Origin of the sequence: Paraglaciecola psychrophila 170, assembly GCF_000347635.1 — a bacterium.
GTDB lineage: Bacteria > Pseudomonadota > Gammaproteobacteria > Enterobacterales > Alteromonadaceae > Paraglaciecola > Paraglaciecola psychrophila.
Genome location: NC_020514.1, coordinates 389,152 through 404,243, shown reverse-complemented (window position 1 = coordinate 404,243; position 15,092 = coordinate 389,152). Strand labels below are relative to the sequence as shown.

At 40.8% G+C, this 15,092-nt stretch carries 10 protein-coding genes and 6 pseudogenes; 10 read left to right on the top strand and 6 right to left on the bottom strand.

Going from position 1 to position 15,092, the window contains the following annotated elements; genetic code table 11:
- Window positions 1–570: a hypothetical protein gene (locus C427_RS01720; RefSeq protein ID WP_015430312.1), complete on the bottom strand. Its 570-nt coding sequence runs from the start codon at window positions 568–570 to the stop codon at window positions 1–3.
- 231 nt (window positions 571–801) lie between these two features.
- On the opposite strand from C427_RS01720, the gene C427_RS01715 reads away from it, so the two are divergent.
- Window positions 802–2,970, top strand: a complete 2,169-nt coding sequence (locus C427_RS01715) for a M3 family metallopeptidase (RefSeq protein WP_007642853.1) — start codon at window positions 802–804, stop codon at window positions 2,968–2,970.
- A gap of 179 nt (window positions 2,971–3,149) precedes the next feature.
- Here the strand turns inward: C427_RS01715 and C427_RS01710 are convergent, their stop codons facing one another.
- On the bottom strand, window positions 3,150–3,806 hold the full coding sequence (locus C427_RS01710) for a DsbA family oxidoreductase (protein WP_007642850.1): 657 nt from the start codon (window positions 3,804–3,806) through the stop codon (window positions 3,150–3,152).
- Between the two features lie 204 nt (window positions 3,807–4,010).
- On the opposite strand from C427_RS01710, the pseudogene C427_RS01705 reads away from it, so the two are divergent.
- Window positions 4,011–5,128: pseudogene (locus tag C427_RS01705) on the top strand (IS256 family transposase); the annotation flags it as partial.
- 183 nt (window positions 5,129–5,311) lie between these two features.
- On the opposite strand, the pseudogene C427_RS25630 reads toward C427_RS01705, so the two are convergent.
- A pseudogene (locus tag C427_RS25630) lies at window positions 5,312–5,600 on the bottom strand (prolyl oligopeptidase family serine peptidase); the annotation flags it as partial.
- A 121-nt stretch (window positions 5,601–5,721) separates the two neighbouring features.
- Between C427_RS25630 and C427_RS25625 the strand changes: the two are divergent.
- Together C427_RS25625 and C427_RS01690 are read left to right on the top strand one after the other, a co-directional pair.
- Window positions 5,722–6,694 (top strand): annotated as a pseudogene (locus C427_RS25625) (IS630 family transposase).
- Window positions 6,695–6,802: 108 nt separating this feature from the next.
- Window positions 6,803–7,575: pseudogene (locus C427_RS01690) on the top strand (IS982 family transposase).
- Between the two features lie 130 nt (window positions 7,576–7,705).
- On the opposite strand, the gene C427_RS23880 reads toward C427_RS01690, so the two are convergent.
- Both C427_RS23880 and C427_RS23875 read right to left on the bottom strand, forming a co-directional pair.
- Entirely contained in the window at window positions 7,706–7,924 is a 219-nt protein-coding gene (locus C427_RS23880; protein WP_015430308.1) for a hypothetical protein, read from the bottom strand.
- Between the two features lie 126 nt (window positions 7,925–8,050).
- A pseudogene (locus C427_RS23875) lies at window positions 8,051–8,290 on the bottom strand (DPP IV N-terminal domain-containing protein); the annotation flags it as partial.
- Between the two features lie 381 nt (window positions 8,291–8,671).
- Here C427_RS23875 and C427_RS01680 point away from each other — a divergent pair.
- From C427_RS01680 to C427_RS26890, 3 genes are all read left to right on the top strand, one after another.
- Window positions 8,672–9,295 carry an NAD(P)H-binding protein gene (locus C427_RS01680; RefSeq protein ID WP_007643961.1) on the top strand — a complete coding sequence of 208 codons (624 nt, stop codon included), beginning with the start codon at window positions 8,672–8,674 and terminating at the stop codon, window positions 9,293–9,295.
- 1 nt (window position 9,296) lies between these two features.
- Entirely contained in the window at window positions 9,297–10,010 is a 714-nt protein-coding gene (locus C427_RS01675; protein WP_226991314.1) for a tRNA1(Val) (adenine(37)-N6)-methyltransferase, read from the top strand.
- Between the two features lie 84 nt (window positions 10,011–10,094).
- Window positions 10,095–10,286, top strand: a complete 192-nt coding sequence (locus tag C427_RS26890) for a hypothetical protein (RefSeq protein ID WP_236613735.1) — start codon at window positions 10,095–10,097, stop codon at window positions 10,284–10,286.
- A 247-nt stretch (window positions 10,287–10,533) separates the two neighbouring features.
- Here C427_RS26890 and queG read toward each other — a convergent pair.
- A pseudogene (queG, locus tag C427_RS01665) lies at window positions 10,534–11,680 on the bottom strand (tRNA epoxyqueuosine(34) reductase QueG).
- Between queG and C427_RS01660 the strand changes: the two are divergent.
- The 3 genes from C427_RS01660 to C427_RS01650 are packed head-to-tail and all read left to right on the top strand — an operon-like array spanning window position 11,674 to window position 15,060.
- The gene (locus C427_RS01660) at window positions 11,674–13,227 is read left to right on the top strand and encodes a bifunctional ADP-dependent NAD(P)H-hydrate dehydratase/NAD(P)H-hydrate epimerase (RefSeq protein ID WP_007643966.1); all 1,554 of its coding nucleotides are present in this window, start codon (window positions 11,674–11,676) and stop codon (window positions 13,225–13,227) included. The pseudogene queG and the gene C427_RS01660 overlap by 7 nt on opposite strands.
- Entirely contained in the window at window positions 13,224–13,715 is a 492-nt protein-coding gene (gene tsaE, locus C427_RS01655) for a tRNA (adenosine(37)-N6)-threonylcarbamoyltransferase complex ATPase subunit type 1 TsaE (RefSeq protein WP_007643967.1), read from the top strand. Before C427_RS01660 ends, tsaE begins: the two co-directional genes overlap by 4 nt.
- 10 nt (window positions 13,716–13,725) lie before the next feature.
- On the top strand, window positions 13,726–15,060 hold the full coding sequence (locus C427_RS01650) for an N-acetylmuramoyl-L-alanine amidase (RefSeq protein ID WP_007643968.1): 1,335 nt from the start codon (window positions 13,726–13,728) through the stop codon (window positions 15,058–15,060).
- The last annotated feature ends 32 nt before the right edge of the window (window positions 15,061–15,092 follow it).

Here is a 15,092-nt window from a genome sequence, read left to right as displayed (position 1 = left end):
TTAAAAATACCCATTGTAACTTAAGCCAATCTTATTATTTGTAGCGCCGTTTTCTAACAGCCCTCCTAGGTCATTTGAAGCGCTCCATTTTTGGCTTGAAGCGGTCCATTCCCAATAATGATTATTAGCAAAACCATCCGTACGTGTATTGAGCAGCCACTCTGTGTTTTTAGGTAAATTAAATTCAAATCCTTGGCTGGTTTTAAACTCAGTTTGTGATTGGGCAATCACACCGAACCCAATGCTAATATCATGGCCAAATTGATACCTAGGAATAAAAGAAAATTCTTTAACGGAGATTTCTTGATTAAACATACCCCAATAATGTGCGCCTTTGGCATAACCAAAACCCATTTCAAGCAGAAAATTTTCAGTTAAAGGTTGGTTCAAAGCAGCTAAGTATTCTTTTTGCTTACAACCACTAAATTTGATTGCTGACTTTACCATTTTAAATTCAACGTTTTGTGGAGCCCAAGTTTGCAAGCAACTCAAGGTTATTGCCAGCGTATCTGAACTAGCAGAACAATGGCTGGATACCATTAAAAATGTGGCTAGTAGAACTGATTTCATGTCAGGCACTCAACTTGGGCATCAACATGAATATACCTTAACCAATCTTCGTATAATTGCCGCATACCTAACACCAAATTAGTATATTATTTTATACCTAAGCCACCTCAAAATATCGAAGATTGAGCGCATACTCACTTGAACTTTGTAACCAGAACATTACACTTCTGTGTCGTCAAATAAATGCTGGCGAACTAAATCAAAATTATAATAAATATCTGGCAGGAAATTATGAAAATAAAACTAGCAGCGCTATTAAGTAGTGCGGTGATAGTTGCGTTAAGTGCATGTAGCGAAAATCCCCCTACTAAAACTCAAACAACTACCCCCGAATCCGAAGCAAATATACAACAACAAAATCCATTAATAGCAAAATATGTAGGTCCTTATGGTGGTACACCTGCCTTTGACAAGATGGCGTTAGCAGACCTTGAACCCGCATTAGAAGAGAGTATGGCTCTCAATCTGGCTGAAATCGATGCCATAGTCGACAATCCACAGCCTGCGAATTTTCAAAACACCGTAGTGGCATTAGAAAAGGCCGGTAGCGCTTTAAGCAGAGTGTTTAGTTATTGGGGAATATGGAGCTCAAATAATAATAGCCCTGAGTTTCGTGAGATCCAAAAAGAAATGGTACCCAAAATTTCTGCATTCAATTCAAGCATCACAGGTAATGAAAAACTATTTGCTAAAGTGAAAGCAGTTTACCAAAGTGAGGACTTAAAAGACTTAAGCAGCGAAGAACAGCGAGTCACATGGCTTACCTATAATAGTTTTGCTCGCAACGGCGCAACACTAATAGGTGAAGCCAAAGCGAGGTATGCAGCAATTAACCAAGAAGTAGCCGGTTTACAGACCCAATTTGCTAATAACATATTAGCTGACGAAGAAAACTATGTGTTATTTCTAAATGACGACCAGTTGTCGGGCCTTTCAGAATCACTGATCTCGGCTGCTGCGAGCGCAGCAAAAGGTCTAGGTAAAGAAGGGCAATATGCCATTACCAACTCTCGATCATCTATGGATCCATTTTTAACTTACTCTAACAAGCGGGAACTGAGAGAGAAGGTATGGAAAACCTATTACAGCCGAGCCAATAATGGTGTTGAATTTGATAATAACCATCTCATCAAAAAAATTCTTACTTTACGGGATGAACGTGTTGCACTGCTAGGTTACGACAATTACTCGCAGTGGCGCTTAGAAGACAGAATGGCAAAAAACCCAGAAAATGCCATGGACTTGATGAAAAAAGTTTGGCCAGCAGCCATTGCACGTGTGAATGAAGAAGTGGCAGATATGCAGGCGATAGCAGATACACAAGGGGCTAAAATTAAAATAGCGCCTTGGGACTATCGCTATTACGCCGAAAAAGTCCGCAAAGACAAATATTCTCTTGATTCTGATGAAGTGAAACAATACCTACAATTAGATAAGTTACGCGAAGCGATGTTCTATGTTGCAGGTCGATTATTTAACTTTGATTTTACACCTGTACCAGAAGGTTCAGTACCGGTATTCCATGAAGATGTTAAAGTGTGGGAAGTCACAGACAAGACCTCCGGTGAACATATTGGTTTGTGGTATCTCGACCCATTTGGCCGCAAAGGAAAGCGCTCGGGCGCTTGGGCCACCACCTATCGCAGCCATACTACATTTGATGGTAAAAAGACGGTGCTTTCCTCTAACAATTCCAATTTTGTAAAAGGAGCCGATGGCGAACCTACATTGATATCTTGGAGTGATGCAGAAACTTACTTCCACGAGTTTGGTCATGCCTTACACTTTTTATCTGCCACCGTTGCTTATCCCACTTCACATTCTGGGGTGCGAGATTACACTGAATTTCAATCTCAATTACTAGAGCGTTGGTTAACCACAGACGAAGTGATTAATAACTATTTGGTACATTACAAAACGGGCAAACCTATCCCAGCTGAATTAGTAGCTAAAATCAAAAAAGCTGCCACCTTTAATGAAGGTTTTAAGACCACTGAATATTTGGCCTCGGCCATTATGGACTTGTTATACCACACCACTGATCCTGCCAAAATCGATCCCCAAGCCTTTGAAAAAGAACAATTAACCGCTCTGGGCATGCCAGACGAAGTGGTTATGCGTCATCGCAGTACACAGTTTGGCCACGTATTTTCTAGTGAAGGATATTCCTCTGGGTATTATGGCTACATGTGGGCTGAAGTACTCACTTCTGACGCAGCAGAAGCCTTTGTTGAAGCCCCTGGTGGTTTCTACGACAAAGATGTGAGTAAAAAACTAGTTGATCACTTGTTTTCTATTCGTAATGCAATGGATCCAGCTGAAGCTTATCGTTTATTCCGCGGACGTGATGCTAAAGTTGAAGCACTGATGCGAGATAGGGGCTTCCCAGTCACTCAGTAACCATACAGTCAAGATGAAAAATATGGACTCCCACCTCTAACGAGGTGATCGTAATAAGCAGCCCGCTTTTACAAACCGGAGTCCATATATCAATTTTTCAGGCATTGATTGCCAACATCTGACAGTTAGGTAAAGATCGCGACCATAGACGAAATAGCGATGGTTATATCGCATTCAAACTAGACAGTAATGCTCTCATCTGCAATTTGCTTTAACGCTTTTTCAAATACCTCAGTTGGCTGTCCACCACTGATCAAGTGTTTATCATTCACGATTACAGCAGGCACCGAACTCACACCAGCGGATTGATAAAATTGTTGCTGCTTTCTCACATCAGCGGTGTACTTATCTGATTCCAATATTTGTTTCGCCTCAGCCACATCTAATCCAAGACTTTCAACAACAGATAATAACTGCTGATAATCACTAGGATTACCATTTTGCTGAAAATACAAATCAAATAGCGCTAGTTTTAACTCAGTTTGTTTGCCTAACTCATGGGCCCAATGTAATAAACGGTGCGCATCAAAAGTATTATAAATTCGACCGCCACCACGATTGCCAAATTCATAACCCACAGACAACCCCCGCTCTTTAATAGCCGCACGGTTTTGCTCACTCTGCTCCTCAGTAATGCCATATTTTTGCGTAATGTGTTCAGTAATGTCCTGTCCTTCTTTGGGCATCTGAGGATTGAGTTCAAAAGGTTGCCAAGTAATCTTGGCTTGGATATCTGGGGCTAAATTGGCTAAAGCTTGGTTCAATGCTTGATAGCCGATGATACACCAAGGGCAAGATACGTCGGATACGATGTCGATTTTTAGGTGTTGATACATAATGTCATCATTTTAGGTAAGAGTTGATGTTATAAATAGATCTGGGGGAACTAGAAGTGATAGTCAAGGCCAATTGATAAAGCATTCCAGAGGTACTGCGAGGCAGAAGTTAATTCAAAAGAGAAATGTAGGATGCTGTAACGAATTTTGTGTAACTGCTTATCATAAATTACTCTATTGAGAGTTAAGGATAGGCAGATGCAAATGAACAGAAAAGAACTTGAAGCTTTCGCTAAAGAAGCGGCCAAAGGCATTAAAACCCCAGAAGACTTAAATGATTTCAGCCGAATGCTAAGAAAATAACCGTTGAGGCTACATTAAACGCTGAGATGGAAGAGCATTGAGGCTACCAGAAGCATGCTAAGTCAGTAGTAAAGAATAGTCGTAACGGCAGGACGTCTAAACGGATAAAAACGGAAGATGGTGAGTTCGACCTCGACACACCACGTTATCGTGATGGCTCTTTTGAGCCTAAATTGGTCAAAAAGAATCAGTCTCGATTTACGTCCATGGATGAAAAAATCCTTTGGCTATATGCGCAAGGCATGAGCACACGTGAAATCGTACAAGCCTTTGATGAATAGTTCGGGGCAGACATCTCACCCACGCTTATATCAAGAGTGACGAACGCCGTCATCGACAAAGTCGTTGAATGGCAATCACGACCGCTCGACCCCATTTATCCGATTATTTATCTCGATTGTCTTGTGGTGAAAATTCGCCAAAATAAGCGTGTTATCAATAAATCCATCTTCCTTGCGCTTGGTATTAATATCGAAGGCCACAAAAAGCTAATGGGCATGTGGGTAGCCGAGAACGAAGGCGCTAAGTCCTGGTTGAGTGTGCTGACGGAGCTGCAACATCGGGGTGTAGAAGACATCCTAATTGCCTGCGTAGATGGCCTCAAAGGCTTTCCTGACGCGATTAATGCAGTGTTTCCACAAACCAATGTGCAACTGTGTATCGTGCACATGGTGCGTAACTCACTTAAATACGTTTTTTGGAAAGACTACAAGGCTGTGACGACTGATTTAAAGCGTGTGTATCGTTCAAGTACAGAGGAAGAAGCCTTACTTGAACTAGAGCGTTTTAGCGACACCTGGGACGAGCAATATCCGCAGATTAGTAAGTCATGGCGAACACACTGGCAGAACTTAAATACTATCTTTAATTATCCTGCGGACATCCGAAAAGCGATATATACAACCAACGCCATTGAGTCTCTCAACAGCGTTATCTGCAAGGCACTTAAGAAACGAAAGATATTTCCAAGCGACGATCCAGCTAAGAAAATGGTGTACTTAGCCATCACCGAAACATCTTAAATAATGGCAGTTACACAGAATCTGTTACAGGCTCCACATTGAGCCAGTCAGTTCTAGCTCCTTAGCCCAATAATACCTTTCTTTTTTATCTGCTTTTCCTCTGTGTTCTCTGTGTCCTCTGTGGTTCAAACTCTTTTAGTTGTTACTAGTGACTATCTACTAGCCATTAGTAACTGACCCCTAGTCCATACCAAAATGTTTATCGAAGAACTTGATAATGGTTTTATATAAGTGAATGCCGGTATTTTCACCACGGAATACTGTGTATTTTTGCTGGGAAATCCATGCTTTCGAATAGAATACCTAACTCTTGTAAATGTTTGTATAACTTGATGCTATTAGTAAACAATACATTGTCGTCAACTATGCCGTGGTAAAACAGTAAATCACCTTTGAGATCTTTAGCATAAGGAAATACTTAAGCGTCTGCATCAGCCTTGGGATGTTTCATAAACCTCTCGGTGTAATTATACCAATGCGTCTAAATATGTGATCTAATATGTCTATCATATAATCACGTTGTAATTCTTTTGAATCATCATACTGAACAGCAATTAAAAGCGCTTTCTAACAAGGTTAAAGAGCATCGAATGCGCATGCGTTTATTAGCCATAGCGCATTTTAAGGCAGGTAAAAATAAAGCTTCCGTAGCCAGAACGTTGAACGTTAGTCGAAGGATGGTTAATGAATGGGTTGCCAACTATTTGAAAGGTGGTATTAGCGCCTTTGAAAGTAAAAAACCATCGGGAAGACCTTCTCTATTGTCCTCCCAGCAAAAAGCCGAGCTACTCGATTACATCGAGAAACAAAGTTAGTCTACGAGTGGCGGGCGTCTAAACGGTGAGATGCTACAAAACTATATTCAACAGACTTTTTCAGTCAACTATCATCAAAACTCGATTTATAAATTACTCAAGTCATTGAACATCACTTGGACGACAAGTCGCTCAAAACATCCTAAGCAATCTGAAGAAGCCCAAGAAGACTTTAAAAAAACTTCAAATTGAAACAATCAGATTGATCCCCGGACATATTTCGCTAGATAGAGTCGATTTTTGGTTTCAGGATGAAGCGAGAATAGGCCCGCAGAATACCACCACACGCGCCTATGGTCATTGAAAGGTCGTCGACCTAGAGCCGTTAGGCAGCAGCAATGCATACTTGTTTGGTGCAGTGTGCCCTGCGACAGGTGAAACAGAAGCATTAATAGTACCTCATGTTGATAAATGTATTATGACACAGCACCTAGAACAGATTTCAGCCAAAACAAAACACGGTAGATACGCAGTGGTGATAATGGATGGGGCGGGATGGCATCAAGCTTCATTAGTCGAAGGGTTTAAAAATGTGAATATCATCAAATTGCCCCCGTACTCCCCAGAGCTAAACCCAATAGAACAAGTATGGAGTTGGCTACGCCAGCATCATTTAGCTAATCGCTGTTTCAGCGGCTATGAGGATATTGTTGATGCCTGCACGCTCGCTTGGAATGACTTTGTAAGCGATACACTACGCGTGACAAAAATGTGCACACGGGACTGGATTGAAGTGGGAAAAACTTAATGCGGATTGGTATTATTTAACCTGAATCCTGTTTAATAAATTGAACTAAATGCCTGTTCCAAGATCCGAACTTTCGACTAAAAGAGATGAATCTAAAAAGGAACAGGCATGAGTAAATTTGTTGAGTTGTTTTGTGATGTCGATTATTTTTGCAAAGTATTTATACCTCAATGGTGTAAACAACTGCTTGAAGACGGTACGCAAAAACGTCAAAGAGAAGGGCAAATGACCACATATGAAATCATGACGATTGTCGTCAGTTTTCATATGTCACATTACCGTGATTTCAAAAACTACTCTCTTGGGTATGTATCTCTTGTCTACAAAAATGCGTTTCCAAATTTATTGAGTTACACACGATTTCTAGCGGTCATGCCTAGACATAAAACCTTCGACGGTATCGCTCAACGAGTTAAAGGTACTATGGGTTGGTTTTATGGTTTTAAGCTCCACTTAGTCGTCAATCATCACGGTGAAATTGTTGCTGCGAAAGTCACAACCGCCAATGTACATGACACTCAACCCGTACGTGAATTATCAGAAGGTTTGACTGATAAATTGTATGGAGACAAAGGCTATTTGAGTAAAGATTTGGAAGCGGATTTATTAGACAAAGGTGTAAGTCTCATCACAACCGTTCGCAAAAATATGAAAGCAAGAGCTATATCGTTGTGGGATAAGGCCATGCTTTCAAGGCGCTATATAATTGAAACAATAAACGACCAACTTAAGAATATTTCTTATATCGAACACTCAAGGCATCGGAGTATGAACGGCTTTATGCTGAATTACTCGCGGGATTGGTCGCTTATTGTTTAAAAGAAAATAAGCTAAGCCTCAATTTAACTGGCGTAGAGCTGAACTCTATGATTATTGCTTAAGCAGATCTCAGGTTACATAACCTTTACTTGCCCAATACTGAATGAGTAAGCCACGATTGCCGCCCCAACTGTTTTTAACCACTTCCAAACCTGAACCGCCATATTGGTAAACAATGACAGGGGGTTTACCTTAGATATTGTAAGGTTTATAAAGGCGATAATAGAGTTCAGAGTCATCATCTAAACTGAAACTAGAGATAGTCGGTTTAACCCAGTTGGCTTGATAAGCCTTAAGTGGATGATTCTTGGTTACTGCATTTTTACTTAACCAAGTTAACTGCTCACCATCGGCCTTTTGTAAGCTGACTTGTTGAAGGATGTTGATGGTAGAAAAACTATCAACATACACACTGGTATCATCACTAAAAAAAATTTAATGAAAACCATTGCACTGGCTTATCTTAGTGACTGGCCCACCAGCTAACCCAACCTTGTATAAAAGGCGTTGAGTAGGAGTATCTGCGCGCCCAGCAAACTAATGCGTTTTTTGATCGATAGCTTCTATTTTATCTACTACCCAATTTCCTTTTGTAAGCTGGCGCTTCAATTCGCCATTATTTTTGTGCAGATACAGATATTTGTAGCCATCTTTTTCTGATGCCCAAATAAAGTGCTGTTGATCGTCTAAGAAATGTAAATCTTCATTTAAGTTGACCAAAGTATCACTTTTTTCTTCCACTAGCGTAGTTTGGCTGTTGTCCGATAGATTAAATGCCTTAAGCGCTAAATGTTACTGGTTACGATTTTGTATTTGATAGCTCAGGACTGAACTGTCTTGCATCCTTTTTACCCTGCAAAAACGTCACACATTTCCTATCAGGAGATACTTGTAGTTCTTTTTTGCTGGCCCTTGTAAGCTTGGAGACTCGAAAACTCGTTCAATACTGAGGGCCGTTCCAGAGTGACTGTTGGCTGCTGTATTTGCAGACCATGCAGCCTAAACGCTTAATAAAACCCGGTAAGCTTATTTATTCTAATTTGTCCCGTTACTGTTTGTTCTGATCTTTATTGGATAAGATGCATTATCATTTTATGGGCAATCCCTTTAATCGTATTGTAGGGATTTCTCACCTACAGGCAAAATCGCAGGTAATAGATGTTGAAAACGGCTTTAGTTTTAGGTGGGACAGGTTTGGTTGGTAAAACATTGGTCGAGCAGCTCTGCCGAGACCACAGATATCAAACCATCACGTGTTTGGTACGTAAACCATTATCAAAAGATTTTTTTTCTGGAAACATCAATAAGATAGAGCCTATAGTTGTCGATTTTGAAAGCTTAGAGGATTATCAAGGTTACTTTGGTTGTCAGCATATTTACGTGTGTTTAGGCACCACAATCAAAAAAGCCGGCAGCAAGAGTGCATTTAGAAAAGTAGATTTTGAATATGTCCATGTCGCAGCTCAACTAGCTAGAGCACAACGTGCCGGAAGTTTTGTTTGGATTTCTTCAGTCGGCGCCAGTGCTAAAAGTAATAATTTTTACTTACGTGTAAAAGGTGAATTAGAGAATGCCATTATTGGCATGTCAGGTTTGAATAACGCCTCAGCAGTCAGGCCATCCTTGTTATTGGGAGAGCGAAAGGAAATGCGGCCTGCCGAGAAGCTTGCGAGTGCATTAAGTCCATTTTTATCACCATTGTTGCATGGCAGGTTAATAAAATATAAACCCGTTCAGGCTGCCGATGTGGCGGCTCAGATGATCCGTTTACAAGTGTTCTAACGTGGGATTTAAATTTAAAAGATTCACTATCGAACATGACGCATGCGCTATGAAGGTAGGTACCGACAGTATTATGTTGGGTAGTTGGGTACAAACTAAAAGCGCTCAGCATATTTTAGATGTTGGTAGCGGCAGTGGATTGTTAGCCATTATGTTGGCTCAAAAAGCACAACATAATTGTTTGATAGACGGTATTGATATCGACGTTGGCGCGATTGCACAAGCTAAAAGTAATGCTAAAAACTGTCCGTGGGCACTTCAATTAACATTTAAAAATTCAAGTTTACAACAATTTTCAACTACTACCGCTTATGATTTAATTGTCAGCAACCCTCCCTATTTTTCAATAAATCTCAGCGCCAATAAAACTCATTCAACCAAAAGTCGAATTAATGCTCGGCAAACAGTAGAGTTAAATCACCCAACACTTTTAAAAGAAGTAACCAAGCACCTATCTTCTAGCGGTAAATTTTGCTGTGTACTGCCATTTGACACCGCTAAGATATTCATAGTGGATGCAGAATCGGTAGGGTTGTATTGTATTCAGGAACTTCATGTGAGACCAAACCCACAATCAGATGTGACGCGACTTTTACTCGAGTTTAGTCGAAAAAAAGAAACCAAAATCAGCACAAAACTTAGTATTTACAATCATCTAAGTAGCTATTCCGAAGACTATATTGCGCTTTGCAAAGATTATTACTTAAACTTTTGACAATATTTGAACTTATTCTCTATCTTTTAATATATAACTTCTAGCATTTGTCTTTTAATAAAAGACAGTAAATCTCAGGGAAAAATGATGAAAACATTTGAATTACCTAAGTCAATATCATCACTTGCTGAGAAACTGCAAGTAGTAGAAATGGTATGGCAGGGTGTGCCCGTGCAAATCCCCAAGTTTGCTATTTATGCGATCATTGAAAAACCGATATTTGATAAAGTTGTATTTAAAAACGGCAGACAGATTAGGTTTTTTGCATTTTGCTAGATATAAGATACCTATTTTAGATCCTTTTCGAGGAGATATTGATTCCCATCCCAATTTTGCGCTGATTATCAATCATAGTCGTGGTAATCGTTTTGGTTTATATGGTTACCCTGCTGACCATATTGTGTCAAATATACAACTTTCTGCCTCTGATAGAGCAGTGTGCAGAATTGTAAGAAATTACGTTTAGGCATAACTGAGCTGGATATTTATACTAATATAATCCTTCCTGATTACGTATCCTGAACTAAGCGTCCCTAACCAAACCCTTTTCAATGCTGCGGACTAACCTTTGGGTTAAGCGGCTATCTATTTTTTTCTTCATTAGTTGCTTTATTTTTGTGTTGCTTCAATGCCCATTGAATATGTTCTTTGACTAAATCGGTTGTGTGACTCAATGCGGATTGCAAAGTGCTAACGATTTCGAGCGAGTATGGCGCATTACCTAATCCCACGGCTAAATTACGTTGCCAGCGCTCAAAACCAATACGTCTTATGGCCGAACCTTCGGTATTTTTCAGGAAGGTTGATTCATCCCAAGCAAATAAGTCGATAAGTTCTTGGCTCATCAATTTTTGCCTAGGGTGAAAATCGGCTTCAGCGGTGATATTAGCGTAGCGGTTCCACGGACAAATAAGTTGACAATCATCACAGCCATAGACACGGTTGCCAATTAAAGCGCGATACTGTTCTGGAATAGCACCTTTTTGTTCTATGGTCAGGTATGAAATACAGCGCCTAGCGTCCACCACATAGGGTTCTACTATTGCTTGGGTGGGGCAGATGGTTATGCAGGCTTTGCAACTACCGCAGTTTTCTTCTACGGGCTGATCGACAGGCAAAGCTATATCAACAAATAACTCGCCTAAAAAAAACCAAGAACCCGCTTCTTTATTGATAGTAAGTGAATGCTTACCTGTCCAACCGATACCTGCTTTTTCAGCAATAGCGTGTTCAAGTACTGGGGCTGAATCAACAAAAGGCCGAAAATTGAGTTGTTCACATTCAGTTTTAATTTTTTCGCCAAGCTTTTTCAGACGACTACGCAACAGCTTGTGATAGTCACGGCCAAGGGCATAACGACTTATGTAAGCTTGCTTTTTGTTTTTGAGGGTATGAGCAAATTTCGCATTGGGAGGCAGGTAATCCATTCTTACACTGATAACGCGCATCGTACCGGGCATTAACTCAGCCGGTCGAGCTCTCTTCATACCGTGCTCTACCATGTAGTTCATTTCACCGGCATAGCCTTTATCCAACCACGATTGTAAGTGGGATTCGTGCTGCTCTAGGTTAACATCACAAATGCCCACTTGCTGAAAACCTAGCACTTTGCCCCAAGCCTTGATATTTTTAGCCAAAGACAACAATTCATAAGTGTTCAGAGATGACATTGACAAACCTGTTAACCGAGCAAGCAGAACTGATACTAGCACATAAAATTGTGAGTTCAGAACAAGTCAGAACGATTGAGCCCAAGGCAGCCCAGATTGCTGGATGTTCTATGTTTGAATTAATGCAACGAGCAGGCGAAGCTGCATTTAAAGCATTAAAGCAAGCATGGCCTAATGCAATGAATATTATAGTGGTTGCTGGTAACGGCAATAATGCAGGTGATGGTTATGTGTTGGCTAAACTTGCCAAACAGCAAGGTATCAATGTTGTGGTCATATGTGAGAAACCTGAGAGAGAATTAATAGGTGATGCAAAACAAGCACAACTAGAATGGCAGCAGCAGGGTGGAGAAACACAGCAGTTTGCTGAGCTGGATTATACGCAATTTGATGTGGTGGTGGATGCATTGTTAGGCACGGGAGTAACTGGCGAAGTCAAACCAGCATTTCAAGCCGTTATACAACAAATCAATCGAGCAAACATACCTGTTTTAAGCATTGATTTACCATCAGGGATGTTTGCTAACACAGGGCAAGCTCTGCCTCTATGTATCGATGCCGATGTGACGATTACATTTATCGCAACCAAACCGGGACTGGTTAGCGGTATTGGAAAAGAATTCTGTGGCAAGCTAATTTTTGCTGATTTAGGGGTAGGCAAAGAGTTTTTCGACATCGCGCGCAGTAGAGCACAATTAGTCGACTGGTCAATGTTACAATCATTGCAATCTAGGCCCGTGCATGGTCACAAAGGTTCTTTTGGGAAATTACTGTGCATAGGCGGTAACCAAGGTATGGCTGGGGCAATTCGACTCAGTGCCGAAGCAGCTTTGCGGTGTGGCGTAGGTTTAGTAAAAGTCTATTGCCATGAGTCTAGTAGCATCAGTATCTCTGCTGGTCGTCCAGAAATAATGCTGACCCACAAGGAGCTTGAGGCCGCGTTAGATTGGTGTAGCTGCATCGTTGTAGGACCAGGGTTAGGTCAAGATAATTGGGCACATCAGCAGTTTTCGAGTTTATTTGAGTACCTAAAACACCATCCAAAGCCACTGGTCATTGATGCTGATGGCCTAAATTTGTTAGCAGCTATGAAAGATAAAGCAGCTGTGCAGAATACTTTGGCACGTTTACCGGCACTAGTATTAACACCCCATCCAGGAGAAGCGAGTCGATTATTGAACTGCAATATTGCTAAAATTGAGAGTGATAGGTACCTATCTAGTCAACACATCGCACAAAAATATCAATCCGTTTGTGTTTTAAAAGGCGCAGGCACTATTATCCAAATGCAAGAGTTACATCAAGTGCGTGGATGCTTTGTATGCAAAGGTGGCAACCCCGGTATGGCAACCGCAGGTATGGGCGATTTGCTAACCGGTGTTGTTGGTGCTTTTTTGGCGCAAGGATTCACCTCACAAAAAGCAGCGGTATATGGGGTATGTGCTCATGCTGAAGCAGGAGACAGAGTTGCAATACAATATGGTCAACGTGGTATGATTGCTTCAGACTTACTGCAACCTTTACGAGCCATTGTTAACGGATTATGAGCATTTCTTTAATTAACCCTACCGCTGATTTACCCCGAACTAATTATGAGTTAGCAGATGAAGAGGCCACTGTTGCTTTGGCAAGAAAACTTGCTCAGAATTGTCATCAAGGTATGGTGATTTATCTTGAAGGCGATTTAGGCGCAGGTAAAACCACTTTTAGCCGAGGTTTTATTCAAGGACTAGGGCATATTGGTAATGTCAAAAGCCCTACCTATACATTGGTTGAACCCTATGAGATAGGAGACTGGCGTGTGTTTCACTTTGACCTATATCGTTTGTCTGATCCTGAAGAATTAGAGTTTATGGGCATTCGTGATTATTTCGATTCTGATTGTATTTGTTTGATTGAATGGCCAGACAGAGGTGCTGGCCTCTTGGCATCAGCCGATTTACACATTAGTATTGAGTACACGCAAACAGGACGCACATTATCAATGCAGGCAAAATCGGCAAAGGGCTTGAATTTACTTCAGCAATTAAACTAGAAAAATACTAATGCAAACGTTTTGGTCCAAACAACTTCATATACTATTAATCAGTTTTTTGCTGATAGCTTTGAGCACGCCAGTTTTTGCTAAAAATACAATCGAAGGACTACGCATTTGGCCTTCCCCAAATACCACTCGTCTAGTTTTCGATTTAGCTAATACCCCCGAATATAGCTACTTCACCTTAAACAACCCACAACGATTAGTCATAGACATAGAAAACACCCCAAAGAACTTTGATTTTAAAAAAGTGGCGAATGACAGTAAGTTGGTCAGAAAAGTACGATACAGCACGGCCAAAAATCCTAAAGCTGTTCGAGTCGTCATTGAGTTAAATAAAAAGATCGACAAGAACATATTTGCTTTACCCCCTACCGAGCCCTATGGCAATAGATTAGTAATTGTTCTAAACGCCCCTGAGTCTGCAACACAAAAAATTGTATTGAATTCAAAATCTACAACAGACAGGGATATAATAATTGTTATTGATGCAGGCCACGGTGGTGAGGATCCAGGCTCGATTGGTCCTAGTGGTAGTTATGAAAAAAATGTAACTTTAGGTATAGCGAAACTATTACAGTCTTTGATTAACAAAGAAAAAGGCATGAAAGCGTTGATGACACGCACTGGCGATTATTATATTTCACCAAATAAACGGCCTCAACTTGCCAGAAAACACAAAGCAGATATGTTTGTGTCAATACATGCCGATGCGTTTACCACACCTCAACCCAGGGGAGCGTCTGTATGGGTGTTATCCATGAAAAGAGCGAATACGGAACTGGGCCGCTGGTTGGAAAGAACCGAGCGGCATTCTGAATTACTTGGAGGCGCTGCTGAGATTATTCAAGATACAGCGAATGAAAGGTATTTAGCTCAAACCTTTCTGGATATGTCTATGGATCACTCCTTGACCACTAGTTATGACGTGAGTCGGGATATGATAAGGCACCTAGGAAAAGTGACAAAATTGCATAAAAAGACGCCCCAAGGGGCAAGTTTTGCGGTGTTAACCTCTCCAGATATTCCGTCAATTTTAGTAGAAATGGGATTTATCTCTAACCCTCAAGAAGAAAAAAACCTGAATTGGTCTGAGTATAGACAGAAGCTGGCGCAGTCAGTTTTTAACGGGCTTAAACAACACTTTAAAGGTTCACCACCAGATGGCTCATTATGGGCTAAATGGAAGCAAGAAAAACGCACCCATAGAGTTCGAAGCGGTGAATCATTATCCTTGCTGGCACAGCGTTATAATGTGCAAATTAGCACATTAAAAAAAGCCAACAATCTGAATACAGATGTGGTGCGTATCGGACAAGTTCTAATGATCCCTAGCACCTAAACTGCTCATTTATTTAATATTTACACCAAGGT

What these genes read in the sequence shown, in the direction of transcription:
- tsaE (WP_007643967.1), top strand. Translation starts at nt 13,224, where the DNA reads ATGAGCATTTCTTTAATTAACCCTACCGCTGATTTACCCCGAACTAAT.
- C427_RS01720 (WP_015430312.1), bottom strand. Translation starts at nt 570, where the DNA reads ATGAAATCAGTTCTACTAGCCACATTTTTAATGGTATCCAGCCATTGT.
- C427_RS01680 (WP_007643961.1), top strand. Translation starts at nt 8,672, where the DNA reads ATGTTGAAAACGGCTTTAGTTTTAGGTGGGACAGGTTTGGTTGGTAAA.
- C427_RS26890 (WP_236613735.1), top strand. Translation starts at nt 10,095, where the DNA reads ATGATGAAAACATTTGAATTACCTAAGTCAATATCATCACTTGCTGAG.
- C427_RS01650 (WP_007643968.1), top strand. Translation starts at nt 13,726, where the DNA reads ATGCAAACGTTTTGGTCCAAACAACTTCATATACTATTAATCAGTTTT.
- C427_RS01660 (WP_007643966.1), top strand. Translation starts at nt 11,674, where the DNA reads ATGACATTGACAAACCTGTTAACCGAGCAAGCAGAACTGATACTAGCA.
- C427_RS01715 (WP_007642853.1), top strand. Translation starts at nt 802, where the DNA reads ATGAAAATAAAACTAGCAGCGCTATTAAGTAGTGCGGTGATAGTTGCG.
- C427_RS01710 (WP_007642850.1), bottom strand. Translation starts at nt 3,806, where the DNA reads ATGTATCAACACCTAAAAATCGACATCGTATCCGACGTATCTTGCCCT.